Origin of the sequence: Nonomuraea sp. NPDC050643 (genome assembly GCF_040654715.1) — a bacterium.
Lineage (GTDB): Bacteria > Actinomycetota > Actinomycetes > Streptosporangiales > Streptosporangiaceae > Nonomuraea.
In genome coordinates, this window is the sequence record NZ_JBFAIM010000124.1 from 1 (window position 1) to 20051 (window position 20051).

General features: G+C 69.0%; 21 protein-coding genes and 2 pseudogenes. 18 read left to right on the forward strand and 5 right to left on the reverse strand.

The window, feature by feature from the left end; all coding sequences use genetic code 11:
* Nucleotides 1-405 precede the first annotated feature (405 nt).
* The 8 genes and pseudogenes from AB0I15_RS65095 to AB0I15_RS65130 all read left to right on the forward strand — a co-directional run bounded on the left by AB0I15_RS65095 (nucleotide 406) and on the right by AB0I15_RS65130 (nucleotide 5761).
* Nucleotides 406-981 (forward strand): DoxX family protein, encoded by a 576-nt coding sequence (locus AB0I15_RS65095; RefSeq protein WP_358120333.1) that lies wholly within the window; start codon nucleotides 406-408, stop codon nucleotides 979-981.
* Nucleotides 982-1044: 63 nt separating this feature from the next.
* Nucleotides 1045-1959, forward strand: a complete 915-nt coding sequence (locus tag AB0I15_RS65100) for a hypothetical protein (protein WP_358120336.1) — start codon at nucleotides 1045-1047, stop codon at nucleotides 1957-1959.
* Between the two features lie 61 nt (nucleotides 1960-2020).
* A pseudogene (locus AB0I15_RS65105) lies at nucleotides 2021-2833 on the forward strand (alpha/beta fold hydrolase); the annotation flags it as partial.
* Nucleotides 2830-3654: an NAD(P)H-binding protein gene (locus AB0I15_RS65110; protein ID WP_358120339.1), complete on the forward strand. Its 825-nt coding sequence runs from the start codon at nucleotides 2830-2832 to the stop codon at nucleotides 3652-3654. The pseudogene AB0I15_RS65105 and the gene AB0I15_RS65110, both read left to right, overlap by 4 nt.
* 235 nt (nucleotides 3655-3889) lie before the next feature.
* A complete protein-coding gene (locus AB0I15_RS65115; protein ID WP_358120342.1) occupies nucleotides 3890-4216 on the forward strand; it encodes a PadR family transcriptional regulator in 327 nt (108 codons plus the stop codon).
* Entirely contained in the window at nucleotides 4213-4569 is a 357-nt protein-coding gene (locus AB0I15_RS65120) for a DUF1048 domain-containing protein (RefSeq protein ID WP_358120345.1), read from the forward strand. Before AB0I15_RS65115 ends, AB0I15_RS65120 begins: the two co-directional genes overlap by 4 nt.
* Before the next feature lies 1 nt (nucleotide 4570).
* Nucleotides 4571-4897: a DUF1048 domain-containing protein gene (locus tag AB0I15_RS65125; protein ID WP_358120348.1), complete on the forward strand. Its 327-nt coding sequence runs from the start codon at nucleotides 4571-4573 to the stop codon at nucleotides 4895-4897.
* A 63-nt stretch (nucleotides 4898-4960) separates the two neighbouring features.
* Nucleotides 4961-5761: an alpha/beta hydrolase gene (locus AB0I15_RS65130; RefSeq protein ID WP_358120350.1), complete on the forward strand. Its 801-nt coding sequence runs from the start codon at nucleotides 4961-4963 to the stop codon at nucleotides 5759-5761.
* Nucleotides 5762-5821: 60 nt separating this feature from the next.
* Here the strand turns inward: AB0I15_RS65130 and AB0I15_RS65135 are convergent, their stop codons facing one another.
* Entirely contained in the window at nucleotides 5822-8932 is a 3111-nt protein-coding gene (locus AB0I15_RS65135; protein WP_358120353.1) for a LuxR C-terminal-related transcriptional regulator, read from the reverse strand.
* Here AB0I15_RS65135 and AB0I15_RS65140 point away from each other — a divergent pair.
* The 3 genes from AB0I15_RS65140 to AB0I15_RS65150 all read left to right on the forward strand — a co-directional run bounded on the left by AB0I15_RS65140 (nucleotide 8838) and on the right by AB0I15_RS65150 (nucleotide 10667).
* A complete protein-coding gene (locus AB0I15_RS65140) occupies nucleotides 8838-9437 on the forward strand; it encodes a dihydrofolate reductase family protein (RefSeq protein ID WP_358120356.1) in 600 nt (199 codons plus the stop codon). The two genes, AB0I15_RS65135 and AB0I15_RS65140, sit on opposite strands and share 95 nt — an antisense overlap.
* Nucleotides 9438-9500: 63 nt before the next feature.
* A complete protein-coding gene (locus AB0I15_RS65145; RefSeq protein ID WP_358120359.1) occupies nucleotides 9501-9746 on the forward strand; it encodes a hypothetical protein in 246 nt (81 codons plus the stop codon).
* A gap of 390 nt (nucleotides 9747-10136) precedes the next feature.
* Nucleotides 10137-10667 (forward strand): hypothetical protein, encoded by a 531-nt coding sequence (locus AB0I15_RS65150; protein ID WP_358120361.1) that lies wholly within the window; start codon nucleotides 10137-10139, stop codon nucleotides 10665-10667.
* A gap of 218 nt (nucleotides 10668-10885) precedes the next feature.
* Here AB0I15_RS65150 and AB0I15_RS65155 read toward each other — a convergent pair whose 3' ends face one another.
* Nucleotides 10886-11338, reverse strand: coding sequence for an STAS domain-containing protein (locus AB0I15_RS65155; protein WP_358120364.1), 453 nt, complete (start codon nucleotides 11336-11338; stop codon nucleotides 10886-10888).
* Between the two features lie 528 nt (nucleotides 11339-11866).
* Here AB0I15_RS65155 and AB0I15_RS65160 point away from each other — a divergent pair.
* The 3 genes from AB0I15_RS65160 to AB0I15_RS65170 all read left to right on the forward strand — a co-directional run bounded on the left by AB0I15_RS65160 (nucleotide 11867) and on the right by AB0I15_RS65170 (nucleotide 13139).
* Complete coding sequence (locus AB0I15_RS65160; protein WP_358120367.1) at nucleotides 11867-12178, forward strand: UBP-type zinc finger domain-containing protein; 312 nt, start codon at nucleotides 11867-11869, stop codon at nucleotides 12176-12178.
* A 416-nt stretch (nucleotides 12179-12594) separates the two neighbouring features.
* Nucleotides 12595-12888 carry a GlsB/YeaQ/YmgE family stress response membrane protein gene (locus AB0I15_RS65165; protein ID WP_358120369.1) on the forward strand — a complete coding sequence of 98 codons (294 nt, stop codon included), beginning with the start codon at nucleotides 12595-12597 and terminating at the stop codon, nucleotides 12886-12888.
* A 68-nt stretch (nucleotides 12889-12956) separates the two neighbouring features.
* On the forward strand, nucleotides 12957-13139 hold the full coding sequence (locus tag AB0I15_RS65170; protein WP_358120372.1) for a hypothetical protein: 183 nt from the start codon (nucleotides 12957-12959) through the stop codon (nucleotides 13137-13139).
* 99 nt (nucleotides 13140-13238) lie between these two features.
* On the opposite strand, the gene AB0I15_RS65175 is transcribed toward AB0I15_RS65170, so the two are convergent.
* A complete protein-coding gene (locus tag AB0I15_RS65175; protein WP_358120375.1) occupies nucleotides 13239-13433 on the reverse strand; it encodes a hypothetical protein in 195 nt (64 codons plus the stop codon).
* A 38-nt stretch (nucleotides 13434-13471) separates the two neighbouring features.
* Nucleotides 13472-13969: a hypothetical protein gene (locus AB0I15_RS65180; RefSeq protein WP_358120378.1), complete on the reverse strand. Its 498-nt coding sequence runs from the start codon at nucleotides 13967-13969 to the stop codon at nucleotides 13472-13474.
* Nucleotides 13970-14438: 469 nt separating this feature from the next.
* Here AB0I15_RS65180 and AB0I15_RS65185 point away from each other — a divergent pair, with 469 nt between their 5' ends.
* Nucleotides 14439-15812: a three-helix bundle dimerization domain-containing protein gene (locus AB0I15_RS65185; RefSeq protein WP_358120381.1), complete on the forward strand. Its 1374-nt coding sequence runs from the start codon at nucleotides 14439-14441 to the stop codon at nucleotides 15810-15812.
* A 148-nt stretch (nucleotides 15813-15960) separates the two neighbouring features.
* Entirely contained in the window at nucleotides 15961-17238 is a 1278-nt protein-coding gene (locus AB0I15_RS65190) for an esterase-like activity of phytase family protein (protein ID WP_358120384.1), read from the forward strand.
* A gap of 63 nt (nucleotides 17239-17301) precedes the next feature.
* On the opposite strand, the gene AB0I15_RS65195 is transcribed toward AB0I15_RS65190, so the two are convergent.
* Entirely contained in the window at nucleotides 17302-18444 is a 1143-nt protein-coding gene (locus AB0I15_RS65195) for a hypothetical protein (protein WP_358120386.1), read from the reverse strand.
* Between the two features lie 404 nt (nucleotides 18445-18848).
* Here AB0I15_RS65195 and AB0I15_RS65200 point away from each other — a divergent pair, with 404 nt between their 5' ends.
* Both AB0I15_RS65200 and AB0I15_RS65205 read left to right on the forward strand, forming a co-directional pair.
* Nucleotides 18849-19550, forward strand: coding sequence for a 2-phosphosulfolactate phosphatase (locus AB0I15_RS65200; protein ID WP_358120389.1), 702 nt, complete (start codon nucleotides 18849-18851; stop codon nucleotides 19548-19550).
* A gap of 203 nt (nucleotides 19551-19753) precedes the next feature.
* Nucleotides 19754-19852: pseudogene (locus AB0I15_RS65205) on the forward strand (IS5/IS1182 family transposase); the annotation flags it as partial.
* Nucleotides 19853-20051 lie beyond the last annotated feature (199 nt).

The window sequence follows — 20051 nt, forward strand, 5'->3', positions numbered from 1 at the left end:
GCGCCGGGATGAAATTCGACACGATCGCCAACTTCACCCACGACTTCTTCAAGCCGTTCGCCATCACCTTCGACTACACCCACATGAACCTGTACATCACGGGCGACTCCATGAACCCGGACACGGGCCGGTAGGGAGCGACCGCCGATCCGGCACCCCCTTGGAGTGATGCCACCTCCTGCCGTCATAGTCACGTTCTGTCGCATCTGCTCCGTGCTTCATCCGGGCTGGTGATCCGTGGTCGGTTCCGTGGTCGGTTCCGTGGTCGGTTCCGTGGCCGCCACGGATGCCCGCCGACCGGGCCGGGATGGAAACTAGGAGCGCGACAGGAGATCACTTCGCGGCGGCTGTGGCCGGCGAAAGACCGGACAGAACGTGGTCAACCCCGAAAGGCAGTGACAGGACATGAACCAGCACGTCAGCGACAACCTGCTCGGCGTCAAGGACCTTGGGCAGCAGCCCAAGAGGCGCGGAATAAGGTTCACGCTCAACGGCGTCCTTTGGTCGCTACAAGCGTTGTTCGGCTTCTTCTTCGCCGGCAGCGGTTTCGGCAAGGTGCTGTTGTACGACGGAGTTCTGTATGCGGCGGCGCCCCGGGCCGTGGCCTGGTACGCCGCGGTGCCGCAGCCTCTGATCGTCTTCATCGGGGTCTGCGAGGTGCTCGGCGGCGTCGGCCTGATCCTGCCGGCGATGACGAAGGTCAAACCGAAGCTGACGCCACTCGCCGGCGCCGGCCTGACGCTGACGATGCTCCTCGCGGCTGGTTTTCATGTCATGCGCGGCGAATACGCATTGGTGCCCGCGAATCTTCTCCTGGGAGGCGTCGCGGCGTTCATCGCGATCGGGCGATGGAAGTGGCGGCCCATCGCACCCGTGACCGTCACCACTTCAGGCGTGCTCAAGTCGATCGCGGTCCTCGGCGCACTGACCGTGCTGACGTTCGTTCCGACGTGGTACACGATGACCAACGTGCAATTCTGATCCCTCCGTCCCCGCACCTGCTACCTCGCCCGCCCCCCGGGCACATCGGAAATCGGAGGGATGATGAGCCTGGCCAGCATGGGGCTGACCGCCGCACAGGAACGGCTGTACCGCTACCTGCTGCGCACCGCGCACGCCGACCTGGACACCGCCGCCGCCGAGTTGCGCGAGCCAGGCGTCCGGGAGGTGGCCGCGGAGCTGCAGGCGCTGGGCCTGGTGGACCTCTCGCTGACCGCGGTGGCGCCCGCGACGGCCGTCGATCTCCTGGTACGGCGGCGCATCGAGCAGACCCAGCGCCAGCTCGGCGAGCTCACCCTGGCCTGGGACATGGTCACCGAACTGGCCGAGGAGCACCGCAGCCGACGCCCGGTCCAGATGATCGAGCACCTGCCCGACGGAGCGGCCGTCACCCGCCGCATGGGTGCGCTGATGGCCGACCATCCGGGCGAGTTCATGCACATGAAAGGGAAGGCCCTGGTCCGTAGGAAGCCGTATGACGCCGGCCGGTTCAAGGCGGCGCTGGCTCGCGGGCTGCGTAGCCGTACCCTGTTCGCCGCGCAGGCCCTCGCCGACCCCGCGCAGGAGCCGTACGCGCGGTCCTTCCACGCCTTGGGCGATCTGCACCGGGTGACGACCGAGCCGATCAGGCACCTGGCCATCGTCAACCGGTCGGTCGCCTTCATGAAAACCTCTCTCATGCTGGGGACGGCTGCCGCCGCCCTGCTCGTCGGCGGAGCGGCGGCCTGCTCCGGCGGCGCCGGCCAAGGAGCGGCCGTGACGACCGGCACCGCGCAGCCGGCGGCGACCGGCACCGCTCAGCCCGCCTCTTCGAACGGCCCGCTCGACCCGGCCGCGCAGCGCTACCTCGACGCCGTGACCGCCAAGGACGCCGGCGCGGTGGCCGCCGCCTTCGCCCCCGACGGCCTGTTCGACATCACCGACGGCCTGATCACCAAGGCGACTCTGGAGTGCGCATGAACAAGGTCACCTTCGACAGCGAAGGCGTGCGCCTGACCGGCAACCTGTACCTGCCCGAGGGCGTGGAACGAGCCCCGGCGTGGTGGTCGCCGGAACCTGGACCAGCGTCAAGGAACTGATGGCCGACCGCTACGCCCAGCGGCTGGCGCAACGCGGCTACGCGGCCCTGTCCTTCGACTTCTCCGGTTTCGGCGAGTCCGAGGGCGAGCCGCGCGACACCGAGTCGCCGGCACGCAAAGTCCGCGACGTCCACCATGCGCTGACCTTCCTCGCCGCCCACCCGGCGGTCGACGGCGACCGGCTGGGCGCGCTCGGCATCTGCGCGGCGGCCATGTACATGGCCGACACCACCGCACACGACCCCCGTGTCAAGGCCCTGGCCCTGGTCGCCCCGTGGCTGCACGACGCCGCCATCTGCGAAGCGGCCTACGGCGGCGCCGACGCGGTCAGCGACAAGATCAAGATCGGGCGCGAGGCCAGGTCCCGCTATGACGAGACCGGCCAGATCGACTACGTCCCTGTCGTGTCGGCCACCGACGAGCTGGCGGCCATGCCGTACGACATCGACTTCTACCTCAACCCGGCGCGCGGCGGCGGCACCTCCTGGCCCAACCGGTTCGCCGTCATGGCCTGGCCCGACTGGCTGACCTACGACTCCATCGCGCTGGCCCCGCGCATCTCCCAGCCCACGCTGGTCGTGCACAGCCAGGACGCCGCCATCCCGGACGGCGCCCGCCGCTTCCACGCCGGACTCGCCGGCCCGAAGGACGCCTACTGGACCCAGGGCACCCAGTTCGACTTCTACGACACGGAACCGCAGGTCACCATCGCCGTCGACACCGTCACGGCGCACTTCGGAAGGACCCTTCGATGATCCTCGTCACGGGAGCCACCGGAAACGTCGGCGGCGAGGTCGTCCGGGCGCTCGTACGCGCCGGCGAACCCGCCCGCGCGCTGGTGCGCGAGCCCGCCGACCTGCCGGTGGAACAGGCCGTGGGCGACCTCGACCACCCCGGCTCGCTGACCGCCGCACTCGACGGTGTACGCGGCGTCTTCCTTCTCCCCGGCTACCAGGACATGCCCGGGCTGCTCAAGGGCATCCGGCAGGCCGGCGCCGAACGCGTGGTCCTGCTGTCCAGCCTGGCCAGCGTCGCCACCGACACGCGCAACGCCGTGTCCGAGTACATGATCGCCTCGGAGAGCGCCGTGCGGGAGTCCGGGCTGGACTGGACGATCCTGCGGCCCAACGCGCTCATGTCCAACGCCCTGCGCTGGCTGCCGCAACTGCGCGCGGGCGACATCGTCAAGGACGCGTTCGGCGACGTTCCCATCGCCTCTGTCGATCCTTACGACGTCGCGGCCGTGGCCCTCCGTGCGCTGCTGGACCCCGTTCACGTGGGACGGGTCCATGCGCTGAGCGGGCCGGAACGGATGCTGCCCGCCGAACGGCTGGCCGTGCTGGCCGACGTGCTCGGACGAGACCTGCGCTTTCACGCCCAGTCCGACGAGGAGGCCAGGGCGGACATGACCGGGCGGATACCGCAGAGATACATCGAGGCGTTCTTCAGCTTCTACCGCGACGGGACACTCGACGAGTCGCAGATCCATCCGACCGTGGAGGAGATCACGGGCACCCCGCCCCGGACCTTCCACCAATGGGCCGTCGCCCACCGATCCGCCTACTTCCCGGCGTAGCGGCCGGGTGCTTTCGCGTCCCTGGGACGCCGCCGCTCAGGTAGCCGATCAGCACCCGGCTGATCGGCTCGTCCATTCAGGACCTGGCCCGCACCTGCCTGCCCCGTGACAACGCCGGGCACCATCACCCGTGCGTCAGCCTCCGGGTGACGCTGGACATTTTTCCACTACTCCGTGATACCGTGTAGTAGTACTCGGCGGCACCGAGTACCGGGAGAACGGAAGAGGACCCACGATGGACGGCCTGACCGAGATGCTGAAGGGCACGCTTGAGGGCTGCGTGCTGGAGATCATCGGCAGCGAGGAGACCTACGGGTACGCCATCACGCGTCGGCTGAACGAGCTGGGCTTCGCCGACGTCGTCGAGGGGACGGTCTACACCATCCTGCTGCGACTGGAGAGGAACGGCCTCGTCCAGGTGACGAAACGACCGTCCGAGCAGGGCCCGCCGCGCAAGTTCTACGCGCTCAACGAGGCGGGCCGCGAAGAACTCGCGACGTTCTGGGCGAAATGGGGCTACATCACATCACGGATCGACAAGCTCAAGGAGGGCGGGAGATGAACTTCTGGCAGACCATGACGGGCAGCGATCTCACCAGGGAATGGAAGGCGTTCGAAGTCCGGGCCGGGGCCTTGCCGGCCGACTATCGGGCGGCGTGGGAACAGATCGGGGCCCACCTCTTCCCCTACGGGGACTTCACGGGTCGAAACCTGATGCCGATTCTCGACGGCGCTCTGGGGCTGCTCGAAGAGACGGCCGCCGATGGGCGCGGCATTGACGAGGTGCTGGGTGACGACATCGAGGGCTTCTGCGCGGCGCTGGCCGGCGAAGAACGGGCTCGGGGCCATCGCGACCGGTGGCGCGAGCAGTTGAACAGGAACGTCGCAAGGAAACTGGGCCGGCTAGGAGGCTGACGTGGGCATCCGAGACATCATCGAAGGCAAGAAGCAGTGGCGGGCGCACCTGGCACGGGTCAAGGCGCTCCCGCCGGACTACCAGATCGTCTACAAGGAGCTGCAGCGGTACTTCTTCAAGGTCGGACCGGTCGACTTGGTTGAGGGGAATCTCCTTTCAGGCATCGTCGACTTCTTCGAGGAGGGCGTCGCGGCCGGCAAGGGAGTGCTGGAACTCATCGGCGACGACGTCGCCGCCTTCTGTGACGACCTGGTCAAGGACTCGCGCACCTACGCCGACATCTACCAGGAGTCCATCAGCGGAAAACCCGGCAAAGCCGAGAAATAGCACCCCTCGTCGACCCCGCACTCCAGCGCCTCGATGGAAAAACGAAGACAGAGACGAGGAACCATGAGCCCTACGAAGTGGACCGGCATGCTGCCGGTCGACGACACCGCCCTGGCCGTCACCGACACCGGCGGTCCCGGTGTCCCCGTGGTCTACCTCAATGGCCATACCGCCACGCAGGGCTACTGGCGACACGTCATCGCCGACCTGGGGGCGGGGTGGCGGCACATCACCTACGACATGCGGGCCCGCGGCGAATCGAAGCGTTCGGCGGACTATTCCTTCGAGACGAACGTCCGCGATGTCGATGCCGTTCTGGCGGCCAGGGGTGTGGAGCGGGCGCTGCTGGTGGGCTGGTCCTATGGGGCGTTCGTCGCGGCGCACTGGGCCAGCCGCAATCCCGCCCGTACCGTGGGCGCGATCCTGGTCGACGGCGCGCAGCCCTACGACTGGCTGACCGAGGCGATCGAGCAGCGGATCCGCAAGCTGTTCCGGCGGCTGAGTCCGCTCCTGCCGCTGCTGCGCCCCACGGGCCTGACCCCGCGGATGACCGCCGAACAGATCGCCACCAGCAACATCGAAGTCGGCAAGATCGCCCGCGAGCGCGAGCTGGGCCCCGTACTGGACAACATCACCGTCCCGGCACGGTACGTAGTCGCATCGGGGGCCTCGCTCGGCAGCAAGGGCGACGAGCAGGAACTCATTCGCGCCAGCCTCACTCAGGTCGTCGAGCGCAACCCGAACATCAAGATCAGCGCGAAGGTGCCCAGCAACCACGGCGCCATCCTGCGTAAGGACTTCCGCGCCATCGCCGACGCGGTCCGCGAGGTCGCCGCCCTCGACCGCGAGGGGAACCCTCGCTGAGCGACCGAGCCTGGCCGACGAACTGAGCAGGTCGCAGAAGCGCCAGCCGCCGCCCCGGCATCACAGCCGTTTCAAGAACGGCCCGGCTCCGGCGCCCGAGGGAGGCGCGCAGGCCAACTCGGCCAGCCCGTGTAGCCCCTCGTCCGCCCGGCCGGGAAGCAGAAGCAGGGTGCAGGCGCGTTCGAAGCGGGCGTCGATCCGCTCCCAGATCGCCAGGGCGATGCGGAATTGGCCGTGGTCCTCGTACAGGCGGCCCCTGGCGCGGGCCAGGCAGGCGGCGGCCCAGTCGTTCTCGCCCGTGCTCGTGGCGGCCAGCCGGTCGGCCGCTGCCGACAGACCGGCGACCACCGCCAGCTCAGCCGCGATCGCCGCCCGGTACGGCGCCGTCGCCGCCGTCGGGCCGCCGATCAGGGCGGAGTCGATGAGCTCGGCCGCCTTTTCGAAGCGTCCGTGGTGCAGCGCCAGCCGGGCATCGGCGAAGGCCGTGAAGTGGGCGTACCGTTGCCGGTCGGGTGGGTTGAGCGCGCGCGAGCGCCATAGTCGCGCGGCGTCGCTGTCGCCGCGCAGGCCGTGGGCGAGCGCGAGGGCGCCGACCGCAGGACCGAGCTGTGGGCCGAACGGCCGGCCCACCCGTCGCCAGCCCTCCCACACCATGGTCTGCAGGCTCAGCGCCTCGTCGAACCGGCCGGTGAGGACCAGCGGCGTGATCAGATGAGCGGCTGCCAGGTAGGAGCCGCCCACCAGGTCGTCGTCCATGGCCTGGCGGGCGACGTTCAGGGCGGCGGGCAGATCGCCCACGCTGAGAAAGCCGTAGAAGGCCATCCTGAAGGTGTCCATGATCTCGGGGCAGGCGGCGGGGGCGTGCCGTGGCAGGCTCTCCAGCAGAGACAGACGCCGGCCGGTGACGCGGCAGGCGTGGCGCCGCCTCCGGCTCTTGAGAGCGGCGATGGTCGCGATGTCCAGCGCCCCACTGACGAGCACGGGATCCCCGGTCGCCCGCGCCGCCTCCACCGCCGCCACGACCGGCGCCGGATCCGCCCAGTCGCCGTCCTCGGCCGTCGCCGGCGTTCTGGGCGCCTGGGCATGAGTGGAGGGCGGGGCCTCGGTCGCCAGCCATGCTGCCGCGGCCGCCAAGTACGCCGCCACCGTCGGGTTCGTCATGTCGCCGACGGCCCGTGCCTGCGCCAGGAGCTCGGCGTTGCTCGCGTACGGCACCTCCTCCTCGAACTCGGCGTGATGGCGGCAGGCGGCACTGACGGCGCAGGCCAGCGTCATGGCCGTCAGGTCGCCGTCGCCCGTCTCGCGCGCCCGATCGACGGCCTTGAGCAGCAGCTCGAACGGCTGCCGTCCGATATCACCGATGGCGAACGTGCATTCGGCCGCCGCGCGCAGGTCGGCCACCGCCTCCCGTGGAGTCGGCGCCCGCCGCGCCGCCGTCTCGTAGTGGCCGAGTGCCTCCTCGAGGAACCGTCGTGCGTACGTCAGGTGACCGAGCGCCCGGGCCAGCCGGTGCGGCAAGTGACCGGCCCCATCTGGTGCCCAGGCCAGGGCGCTGCGCAGGTTGTCGGCGACGGCGTCGAAGTCGTCCCGCCACGAGTCGGCGGTACGGCCGTCCGCCGCCGTCTCCAAGCCCGCCTCCAGGGCCGTCGCCACCCCCGTGGCCCACTCGAAGTGCAGTTGGCCGACCGCTTCCGTCTCACCCGCGCTTTCGAGCCGCTCCACGGCGTAGGCCCGTACGGTCTCCAGCAGTCCCCACCTGGCCGCGCCGGAGCGGCGGCCTACGATCAGCAGGCTCTTGTCCGCCAGGCGACCGAGCACGTCGGCAGCCGCGCTCTGCGTCATGCCGGGGGTGACGGCCACGACGGATTCCAGGTCGAACGGGCCGGCGAAGACGGCCAGCCGCCGAAACAGCGCCCGCTCCTCCTCATCCAGCAGCTCGTGGCTCCATCCGATGACCGCGCGCAGCGACTGGTGCCGTTCGTCGGCGCCCCGGCCGCCGGCAAGCAAGCGCAGGTGGTCGTCGAGGCCGACCAGGAGCGCGTCGACCCCCAGGGTGGCCACCCTGGCCGCAGCCAGTTCGATGGCCAGCGGCATCCCGTCGAGCCTCGCGCACAGCAGCGCGAGCGTGGCGGGGTCGGCGGTGAAGCCCGGATCCGCCGCGGTGGCCCGGTCGAGGAAGAGCAGTTCGGCGTGGGAGGTGAGCGGCACCGGAGCCGCCGTGGCCGACGCCAGGGGGAAGGGCGCCAGGGAGAGGCAACGTTCGCCCGGCACGCCGAGACGTTCCCTGCTGGTGGCCAGGATCCGGGCGCCGGGGCAGCGGCCGAGCATCCGCTTGGCGAACGCGGCGACTGCGTCGATCACGTGCTCGCAGTTGTCGAGGATCAACAGCGCCTCGCCCTCACCGAGCCGTTCGGCGATGGCCTCGTGCAGGTGCAGGTCCGGACGTTCGGTGACGCCCAGCGCGGCGGCCACCGCCTGGGCCACGTACGCCTCGCCCACGGGCACCAGGTCGACGAACACCCCTCCCGAAGAGAAGGAGCCCTGCGCGGCACCGGCCACCTCGATCGCCAACCGCGTCTTGCCGACGCCGCCCGGACCCACCAGCGTCACCAACCGCGCGACCCTCAGCGCCTCCAGCAACCGCTCGCGCTCGGCCCCGCGGCCGATGAACGTGGTCAGCGGCACCGGCAGGCCGGCGATGCCGCGAGGCTCACCCGATCCGCGCCTGGCCAGCTTGCTGAGGTCGCGTCGGTTGGTGACACCGCATTTGCGTAGCAGCGACGACACGTGGTTCTCGACCGTGCGGACCGACAGGTGCAGCTGATCGGCGATCTCCGCGTTGGACAGCTGCGTACCGACCAAGGCCAGCACCTCTGCCTCACGCTTGGACACGACCCCTGCAGACGCGACGGACACGGGCCCATCATGCCCCGCCCCCAAGGCATAGGCGGTCCTTTGCGTGGTCCTTTGAGTGGTCCTTTGAGTGGTGAACCGGGTACCGGCCCCGGATGTCCGGACGATCCCCCAGCGCGACGATGAGCACACCAGCAGGAACACCCGCGAATGGAGCACCATCATGGGACGAGTCGTTCTGTCCGTCTTCACCAGCGTCGACGGTGTCATCGAGAACCCGCACGAGTGGACCTTCCCGTTCATCAGCCCCGAAGCCATGACGGTGGGCCTCGACCAGATTCGCGCCGCCGACGCGCTGCTGCTCGGCCGGGTCACCTACGACGGATTCGCCGCGGCCTGGCCGAGCATGACCGACGAGGCCGGCTACGCCGACAGGATGAACTCCCTGCCCAAGTACGTCGTCACGACGACCCTGGACAGGGGCGAATGGAACAACACCACCGTCATCCGCGAAGATCCGGCCCAGCGGATCGCGCAGCTCAAGAAGGAGATCGAGGGCGACATCCTGATCTTCGGCAGCGCCGCCCTCGTCCGGTGGCTGCTGCGCGAACAGCTCATCGACGAGCTGCGCCTGGTCACCTACCCGGTCGTGATCGGCAAGGGCGCGCGGCTGTTCGACGAGTCGGTGGACACCAGGGTCCTGCGCCTGACCGGGTCGCAGGCCTTCTCCTCGGGAGTCGTGGCCCTGACCTACGAGCCGACCGGCGAAGGGCTCATGGACCCCGCGGCGGCGCGACGCGCGGCGACGGCGAGCGCCGACTAGCCGTACTGCCCGCAGAGGTCAGGTACGGGGCGACACGGCTCCCATCGACCCCCGCGCATCACGGTGACCCTGCCGAATGACCAGGTCGCCGAGCTCAGGAAGCTCACCGACAACATCTCCGGCCATGTCGCCGAAGCGGTCGCACGCCGGCTGCGGCACCAGCTTCTCGGCGCCGAGCTGATGCGCCACCAGGAGGAGCACGGGGAGTTCACCGACGAGGAGCTGATCGAGGCCCACACCCGGATCTTCGGCGAGGCGAACCCCGGCGGTTGCATTGGGTGCTTTCCCGCGTCAAGGTCGAGCCCGTGACCGAACGTGCGGCGAAGGCGTCCGCCGATCTGCTCAGAACGGCAGGTCTGCACGGCCGCGAGCACGCGATCGACGCGACGGTCGCCGAAACGGCGCTCCGGCAGCCCGGGGCCCGTCGCCATGCTCACCTCGGATGTCGATGACATGGCTCGACTGTGCGGCCATCGTGTTCGGCTCATCGGCATCTGAGTGGGTAAAGGGCACTGAGCCATCGCGATGCTCCGGGATGGCGACTGTGATCAGCTCCCGTGATGAGCTTTGCTCCTAACGCCCCTGTCCATCTCCGGGTATGCGGCGTTGACTGACGGTGTCCGGTCACCTGTCTTCGAATGGGGATGCGCCGGCGATCCTAGGGCGGAGGCGGTCGTGTCCGCTGAGACCGTGAGGTGGGTGGCCGTCATCGTCGGGGTGATGGCGGTGGTGCCGGCCGTCGGCTTCTTCTTGCTGCGCAGACGCCGAGGTCGTCTGCGCGAGCGATTCGGCCCTGAGCACGAGCGTACGGTTGCCGCCGCGGGCAACCGCAGGGCGGCCGAGCGTGAGCTGCGGGCCCGTCGAGCGCGATCAGGCCCACTCGACATCCAGCCGCTCGATCCCGACGTACGCCGCGACTATGCCGACAGGTGGGCCGCGGTGCAGGCGCGTTTCGTGAACGAGCCGAGTCCCGCGGTCAGCGAGGCCGATCTGCTGGTGCGGGCCGTCATGGCCAAGCGCGGCCATACCACCGAGGACTTCGCGCAGCAGGCGTCCGACCTGTCGCTGGAACACAGCCGCACCCTGGAGCACTACCGCCGAGCCCACGAGATCAGCGGGCGCGCCGGGGACGGTTGGGTGTCGATCCAGGAACTGCGGCAGGCCATGACGCACTTTCACGCCTTGTTCGACGACCTCATCGGCGGCGACCAGCATGCCCCCAGGGCCTGACCGCCGCCCGACCACCCGTGACGCTCCCGCACCGCGCCGCGGGTCCCCGCCAGTAGTCCCGGTCAACTGACGGCAGGGCGCTCAGGGGGCGCGAGCCGGGGAATCCGATCGGGGCAGCGGCTTGATGCCGGCCTCGCGGCGGTGGGACTCCGCGACGAGATCGAACGAGGTCGAATGACCGTGCCACGCAGGTGACCGGCGGCACCGCACCGAGGCGCTCATGAGTGAGCCGGGCCAGGCGTGGAACGGCCGGAAGGCGTCGATGCCTGCAGGTGGAGACCGGGCGTGTGGTGCCAGCCGGTGAGCTCGAGCAGGCGTCGTGCGTGTGGGGGCAACGACCTCAGGGTCAGGACCTGGTCGGCGCCGCCGTCCTGGAGAGCGGCGGCGGCGCCGACGAGGGCGCGCAGGTAGCCGGTGTCGATGAATGTCAAGCCGCTCAGATCGACGCAGAAGCCGCCGCCACCGTTCGCCATAGAGGTCAGCGCCTGTCTCAGGGCGGGCAGGGTGACATGGTCGAACTCGCCCTCGATCCGCAGGCCCGCGCGGTCGGCGAGCGGGGTGATGCGCGGGAGCCGGTTGGCGGCGGTGATCGGGGTCAGCGCGATCACGAGTCGTTCGATCAGGGCGGCGATCACGAGCGCGAAGGCGCTGGTGGCGTGCGTGGTGTTCATGCCGAGCTCCTACGGGGAGTACGGGGACAAGAGGGCCGCGGCCTTGAGGCGGCATGAACACGTTGCGAGGGTGCCAGCGTGAGCGGTGTCGTGTGTGCGGTTGTCTGAATCATCCAGCGGACTCGCCGGATCGGATACCACCGATGTCAGCCAGGCTTATCACCACCGGCGCTCACCGGCCAGGTGACGGCAGCCGGCCTCGTCCTGAGCAGGGCCGATCTCACCGGCCGGGTCGCCACGCCTTGCCCTGTGCCGCTCCATATGATCGTGCTGCAGCACACTGGTGGCGGCCTCGTCGGCGACGAACACCAGATCCCGACGGCGTGCACGGTGGGCGTTTCGCGTGCCGGGCACACCGCGAAGCCACCACGCTCAGCGAGGCCACCTGCCAGGGGCCATCTACGCCACCGGCGATCGCGGGTGGTGATGGAGCTTGCTGCGATTGCCCGTTTCCGCTGGCAGGCCGACGAGATTGAGTGAGGGCGATCAGCGGGCACACCCCGTGCCGGCTACTTGAGGAGGGTCGTCATGACCCTGAACACCGATGGCATGGAAGTCAGCGCGCGCGGCAGCCTGAACGGTCAGGCGCCACGGTGCGAGCATGTTGACATATCTCCGGTAGCCCAGCAGGGATTACCGCAATGCGCAGGATGCCTGGTTCTCGGCCTGGCCTGGACCCGCCTGCTGGCGTGCCTGACCTGCGGCTGGGTGGCCTGTTCCGACGACTCGCCCGGCACGCACGCCCGCGAGCACTACCGGGAGACCGATCATCCGGTGGTCGCGGCGCTGGAGCCGGAGCCGGCATGGCGCTGGTGTTACGTCCACGAACGACCCGTGTAAGCCGCATCCTCCCGGACCCGGCTCTCCACCCTGGGCCGGGAGGACGCTGAAGGTCCAAGCCGCTTGAGGTGCGGTGAGTGTCCACCTGCATGTGGTCGCGGTGACGATCGTGGCGGGCCCGCTGAACTACTTCGGCATGCACCCGGCGAACACGTTCCAACAGCCGGCCACAACGACGAGGCCCTCTGAGTCACGCGCTCTGACCGCTGCGAGCGGAGCGACATCCTGGTGATCGATTCTGGAGATGAATCCTTCCCGAATCACCTGTTTCCGCCTACCAGGCGGGGGTGTTGGCTCGAGGCGAACAAGTCTCACGATCGGCGCCGATAACCGGTCGGCGGCCGACCCCCTGCTTCGACCGGTCCGGAAGACCGATCCCGCGCAGACAACGATGCACCGCCACAGGGAGTTCGGCCATGGGCATCATCGCTTGGATCATCCTCGGACTGGTCGCCGGACTGGCGGCCAGAATGCTGGTCCCCGGCAAAGACCGGCAAGGTCTGATCATCACCCTCCTGCTCGGCATCGCCGGCGCGCTGCTGGGCGGCTTCGTGGCCACCCAGGTGTTCCACGTTGCCGGCATCCAAGGCTTCTTCAACCTGTCCACCTGGATCTGCGCCGTCGTCGGTGCGGTAGTCCTGCTGCTCGCCTACAACCTGGTCACCCGGCGTTCGGGCCGGCGCACCGGCCGCTGGGCCGGCCGCCGATGACCCCGCCCAGCACGCCCCGCCACCCATCGCCGAGCTCACACTCCTGCCGTGACGAAGGGTGATGGACAATGCCCATCGCTCCTGCCGCGGTCATCGTCTTCGGCGCCATCCTCACCTCCGCCCTGGGCGACGGCTCGGTGGGCGGCCTCGACCTGCGCATCGTGGGCGTCATCCTGATGCTCGGCGGCTTCGTCAGGCTCCTGCTCCCCCTGATGCTGCGCACCAGGTCGCGCTGGAGCCAATGGGCCTGACCGGGCTCGACCGCCGCGTCACCCCTGCTCGGCGGCACCTTCAGCGCGGGAGACGACGGCAGGGGAGGCTTCACGGTCACGCGAGCATCCCTGCCTCCGTCACGTAGAACGCCTCCGGTGCACCCGCACCAGCGTCACCAGGAGGGCCAGGCCCGCTCCCACCGCCGTGGCATGCTCGATCAGCGCCAGCCAGCGGTGCTCGGCCGGTGGGTAGACACCGGGCGCCAGCAGCCACGACAGCTTCCACGCTCCCCAGGAGAACAACGACCCCGAACTGACGAACCCCAGGGTCATGGGCAGCCACAACGGTGTCCGCGGGCTGCTCCAGCGGCTCAGCGCCCACAGACTCCAGCCGCCGCGCCCCGGCCCACCCGGCCCGCGAACGCCCGGGGCCACCGCTCGCGCAGGTAGAGCGGCAGGCCCACGACCAGTGCTCCCGCCATCCCGGCGAACGCGACACCGATGAACACCGTTTCCCAGGCCGGCATGCCCGGCTCGCCCGCCGGCTCGGGCACGCTCGGCACCAGTAGGCCGCTGGCGAGCACGTACGGGATCATGGACACCAGAAGGCCGCCACCTACCCACATGACCGCAAGCACCAGCCGGCCCGGCAGCCGCATGCCCCACGGCCTCGCCAGCGCGAGGCCCACCCCGACGCCGGCCAGGGCCATCACCACCGTGACCGCGTTGAGCAGCACCCACTCGGCCGAGCCCTGCGACACCTCCCGGACGATCCAGATCACTTTGACCACCAGGTACGGCGACATCGCCGCCACCGCGGCCAACCCGGCGGCCTGGCGCAGCCTCTCCGCCTCGACACGTATACGCATGACCGCGAGTCTCCCGGCCACGTCCATCCCGGCCATCCCCCGTGGGAGCCAGACGCTCCCCTGCCAGGGGGAGATCCCCATCGACATCAGTTATCAAAGGGCCGGCGCGGCGGCGGAGAAGGAGCGCTTCGATCCGCGGTTGCCGACGAAAACTGGTTCACCGACATATTCGCTCGTGAGTATTTTGAAGCAGATTCTGCGACGAAGTGCTCCCGCGGTTGCCACAGTCCGCTTCTGATCAGGGCCGAGTATCGGATTCCCTGTTTCAATCAATGGCCGCCGAGCGGATGTCCCGGCGGTGAACGATCATGAACAATCGCCTGTTCGAGTGAACGAAAAGATCAGCGTTATGAACAGGTCGGCCTAGTTATCAGCGCGGCCGAAAATGCCTATATGGTTAGGCCCCGACGCTCGAGCAGGTGTGCAGCTTGCCGCGAAATCTGACAAATGCGACGTCGGGGAGATATTGGTGAGTGTCGAGGCCCTCCGCGAACAACAGGCGATCCGCCGGACCACCGAACACCTGGTTCAGGTCTTCGCCGGCACCCATTCCGCCGAACACGTCGAGAGGGTGATGCAGGCGGCCTATCGCCGCTTCGACGGCTTTCCCGTCCGGGATTTCGTCCCTGTCCTGGCCGAACGCCTGGCGCGTAGCGAGCTGGCAGTACGGGTGGAAACGAACGTACCCGCCGAGGTCGATACGCCAGAAGAACGGCCCGAAGACGTTCGGCCTGAGACCGGTCCGGTCGCGGTGAAGATGCCCGGCCGCAAGGTGCTGATCCCGATCGGGCTGGCCGTCGTGGTCGCCGTCGTCGTCACCGTGGTGGTCGTGAACCTCGGGCAGGAGGAGCCCCCGGCACCACCGCCTCTCGCGACCGTGCGTGGTGTGATCGGCTCGGAGAAGAAGGCGTTCTTCGAGGACCCGCAGGTGGTGCGGGCCCTCGCGGACAAGGGCGTGAAGGTCGAGATCGAAACGGCCGGCTCTCGCCAGATCGCCACGTCGACGGACCTCGGCCGTTACGACTTCGCGTTCCCGTCGAGCGCGCCGGCGGGCGAGTACATTCAGCGCCTGCGCAAGGTCGGCACGAAGTACACGCCGTTCTCCTCCCCCATGGCGATCGCGACGTTCCAGCCGATCGCGGACCTGCTCACCAAGGCGGGCGTCGTGAAGCAGGACGCCGTCCCGGCCTTCAAGATCGGCCGCCACCTCGAACTGGTCACCACGGACACGAAATGGGACCAGCTCGCGGACAACTCCGTCTATCGCGTCGACAAGGACATCCTGATCTCCACCACGGACCCGCGTACGTCGAACTCCGCGGCCATGTACCTGGCGATCAACAGCTATGTCGCGAACGGCGGCAAGGTCGTGCACGGCGCCACCGCCGAGAAGAGCGTGCTGCCCCTGGTGACCCGGCTCTTCACCAGCCAGGGTTACACCGACAACACCTCCGAGGGCCCGTTCAACGAATACCTCACGGTGGGCATGGGCCCGTCGCCGATGGTGTGGATCTACGAGTCGCAGTTCATCGACGCCGCCAGGCAAGGGCGGCTCAAGCCCGGGATGGTACTGATGTACCCGTCGCCGACCGTGCTGTCGAAGCACACGCTGGTGCCGCTCAACGCCGACGGTGACCGCGTCGGACGCCTGCTCAGCACCGACCCGCGGTTGCAGCGGCTCGCCGCCGAGCACGGGTTCCGTTCGGGGGACACCGGCGGCTTCGCCAAGGTCGCCGCCGACAACAAGGTACGCGTCGCGACCGACCTCATCGACGTGGTCGACATCCCCTCCTACGACACCCTCGAGAACCTGCTCGACGGTGTCGCCAAGTCGTACGGCTGACCTGATCTGGCCTGGCCTGGCCTGGCCTGAGCTGGCCTGAGCCGGCCTGACCTCGCCTGACGGCCAAGGTTCATCGGCGCGTTGATATGCGGTCGTTTGTGGACAATAGGGTCGGGACGCTTGCGTTCATTGCCACGAAAGGCCCGCCATGTTCCGTCCTGTCCTCGCGGTTCTGGCACTCGCCGCCACGACGTTCGCGGTGCCGCACGCCGCCTCGGCCGAGCCCGGGTCCGAGCCCGTGGTGGTCAAGGACGTGCGCATCCCGCCCGTACCCCTGGGTGACCTGCAGCGGTCCATCGCCGACGATCGCGGGGTCAAGCTGGGCGGGATCGGCAGCGGCCTGTTCCCGGCGGGGCGGCGCGGCGACTACTGGATGGTCACCGACCGGGGCCCCAACGGGCAGGTCACGGTGGACGGCGACAAGCGCCGCACGTTCCCGATCCCGGAGTACGCTCCGGCGATCGTCCAGGTGGCCACCCGGTTCGGCGTCGAGATCAAGAAGTACATCCCGCTGGTCGGCGCCTCCGGCAGGCCGGTCACCGGGCTGAGCAACCAGCGCGGCCACGACGAGGCGCCCTACACCTGGGACGGGCGGGGCGCGCTGCCGTACAACCCGAGCGGGGTGGACACCGAGGACATCGTGCGCACCTCGCGCGGCGACTTCTGGCTGGTCGACGAGTACGGCCCGTCGTTGCTGCACGTCTCGGAGCGGGGTCAGGTGCTGGCACGGTACGTCCCCAAGGGGCTCAAGCTCACCGGCGCCGACTACCCGGTCAAGGAGTCGTTGCCGGCCGTTCTCGCCACCCGGCAGCAGAATCGCGGCTTCGAAGGGCTCGCGATCGACGGCGGCACCCTCTACCTCGCGGTGCAGAGCCCGCTGGCCAACCCGGACAAGAAGACGGCCGAATCCTCCCGCATGGGCCGCATCCTCACCTTCGACCTCCGCGCGAAGAAGGCGACCGGCGAGTACGCGTACCGGTTCGAGGACGTCGCCACCTTCGACCCCGAGGCGGACGGCGACCAGAGCGAGATGAAGATCTCCGGCCTGGCGCACGTGAGCGGCCGCCGGCTGCTCGTCGACGAGCGCACCGACAACGTCGCCCGGATCTACCAGATCGACCTGGCGAAGGCCACGAACCTGCTGGGCGGGCGGTACGACGACCCGGCCACCGCGCCGTCGCTGGAGGCGCTGACCGGCCTGTCCGCCGTCAGGCTGCCGGCCAAGTCGCTCGTCGCGGACCTGGTCGAGATCGCCCCCACCCTGCCGGGCAAGGTCGAGGGCATCGCCCTGCTCGACCGGCGCACGCTCGTCGTCGCCAACGACAACGACTTCGGGCTCGGCGAGTTCGATCAGGACGGCCGGCTGGTGGACAGCGACGTGGCCAGCCGGATCGTCACCATTCGTCTCGGCCGCCCGGTGCGCTGACGTACGGACGCTTGCTCTCCAGCGGTGGACCGGACCATCGTTCTGGCCGGGATCCTGTTCCGGTCAGACCCGGGTGTTCAGTGGCAGGTCATCCGGAATGCTGAAGCTGCCCAGCGCCATGACCGTCTCGTTCAGAGAGGCCACCAGGCTGCGCCGCTGCCACCACCCGTTGAAGGCGCCCTGGTCCGGTTTCGCCGCCCTGTCGCACAGGGCGTGCAGGTTTCTGCAGACCGAGACGTACTCTTCCGCCTCCGGCCACCCCGTGTGGTCCGCCAGCTCGACGAGCCGCTCCACCGTGTACACATGGCCGGTCAGGCAGACGACGAGATGCCTGACGCGCTCGGCTTCGAGCGTGGACAGTGGCCGCCGCCACCCGGTCCTCTTCATGATGGCCGTGATCCGGCCGGCCCCGCTGCGTACGCCGTTGTCGGCCACGGCGAGTACGGCGGCGATGTCGGGAGGTTTCAGCGCTTCCCGGACCCCAAGGATGAGTGGGAGGGTCATGGCGGCCGCCAGGATCTCAATGACCTTTTTCGTCATCTCCTGGGCCAGGGACTCGTCGATGGCGAGGACGGTGAGCCCCACGGCGACGAGGCCGACGGTCAGCGTGGTGAGCAGCTCCGAGACCACGCCCAAGAGCTTGCGCGCCTTCTCCCGCCAGCCGCTGTCGTGCACGTCCTGGCTCTCCAGCAACTCTTCGATCGCGGACAGCGCCGCTTCCAGCAGCGCCTTCAGCCCGCCACCGGTCCCGCTCGACGTCGGCGTCGGGTCGGGTCGCCCGGAGGCCTGTTCCTGCAGCAACCGCCGCAGCCGCGCGAAGCGCTCCTCGATCGGCCAGTCGAGCGTGATCCCGTGACGCGCCAGCTCCTCTGCGATGTCGAACTCCAGCAGCAACTCGACGCCGGCGTTGGACCCGTCCTTCCGGGTCTCCAGGAGCCCCCACGCCGACAGCTCCGTCTGCAGGCTCTGGACGGCGACCTTGGCGTTCCGCAAGGAGGCGACCAGGGTGTCCGACGGTCCGGTGGCCGCCGCCCGCAGGGCGCCGGCATGGCTCATCAGCCCGGTGACCTCGCGTTTGAGCCGATTGACCACCCAGGGGCGCCGCAACCTCCGCTGAAAGTGCGCCCGCGCCGGCACGGGCCCACCCGCGACGATCGGCTGCCGCCCCGGGTCGCTGGGGCGGGAGTAGAAGCTCTCGTATCCCACGATCGGCCTCCAGTCCTTCGTACGAAGGTGCTCCCTGGAGAGTGCCAGAATCAATGGTTTCCGTTCGCGAGAAATGGCCGCGAATGTTTGTGCGTTCTGACCGCAGGCAGGCCACCGAGAATGCCGTCTCGACATCGATGAGCGCGTGGACGCTGCCTCGGCTGTGGGAGGCGTCACCATCGGAGGCGAGCGTGCGCAGGTGACCATGCTGGATGGCCAGGGCGACGAGAGCGCCCGTTCGGCGGGCGATGTGCCGGGCCGGCGTGTGGCTTGTGTCCGCAGAGGCCGTGTGCGGGCTGGCCCTGTGTGGCGATTGAACGGGTGTGTGGCCTTCCGGGACCGTCGCTGTGACCGCGTATCCCTCTCAGGGAGCTTCGGGGCGGGCATGTGCGATCATCATCGAAATGGACGTTCGTTTCCTCGGCATCGCTGAACTGGTCGAAGCCCCGTCCGTGGCGGTCGTGGTCGACGTCATGCGTGCTTTCACCGTGGCCGCGTGGGCCTTTGCCCAGGGGGCGGAAAAGATCGTTCTTGCGGAGTCGCTGGACGAAGCCCTGGCGCTCAAGGCTCGCCACCCGGATTGGGTGGCGCTCAAGGACGGTCCGCCCGCAGCCGGGTTCGACACCGTCAACTCGCCTGGCCTGCTGCGATCCGTTGACCTTGGCGGACGAACCGTTGTGCAGAAGACCACGGCGGGGACGGTCGGCGCCCTTGCGGTCAAGGAGGCGCCGCTGGTGCTGTGCGCCGGCTTCGTGGTGGCGGAGGCAACGGCCCGGCTCTTGCGGACGCGCAGGAGTGACAGCGTCACGTTCGTGGTCACCGGCGACGATGGGCGGGCCGATGAAGATCTGGCATGTGCTCAGTACATCGCCCGGAGGATCACCGATTCCGGGACGGATGCTGCCGAGTTCCTCCGCCGCGCCGCCGAATCGCGCGCCGCCGCCGAACTGGCGGAGGGGGTACGTCAAGGAGTCCATCCTGATGACGTCGCACTCTGTCTTGAGCTCGACCGGTTCCCCTTTGCCATGGTGGCGACCTTGGAAGGCTCGCTGATGGTCCTGCGTCCACGCGCGATGCCTTCGCCGGCTGATGAATACCCGGTCTGATCGCTGGTGAGGTCTGCTGGTGGGCGCCGGTTCTGGCCGACGAGGCAGGTTCGCGGCTGGGGACGGCGAGGAAGGCCAGGGCGAGCGAATCAAGGCCCAGTCGTGGTGCCGTACGCCCTTGGCTCCTGGGCCGCAGAACAGGCGCTGCCATCCGGTTCTGGGCACCGGCGGTGATCTGGTCGGTGCGAGAGACCGCGAGCATGGTGCTGACCAAGCCGCGTTGCTGCCCGCATCGCACGACCGCACTCGTGCAAGCGATCGTCGTCCTGCAACTCATGGAAGAAGGGCGCTACTCAGGATGAAAGGGCTCGGTCCGCCGCACATTCCAGGGCAGCTCACCTTCTTCGCCACTTTCACGCTGCGGCCCAGCACGTCGTAAAGGGCGGTGGTGGTCTGGCCATGCTGGGCGGTTGCGGGACGGGTTGTCACCGTGTTGATCGCAGGGTGAGCGGGGTTTCGGAGCCGATGCGGGTCAGCTTGGCCGGGTTGCGGACGTAGTAG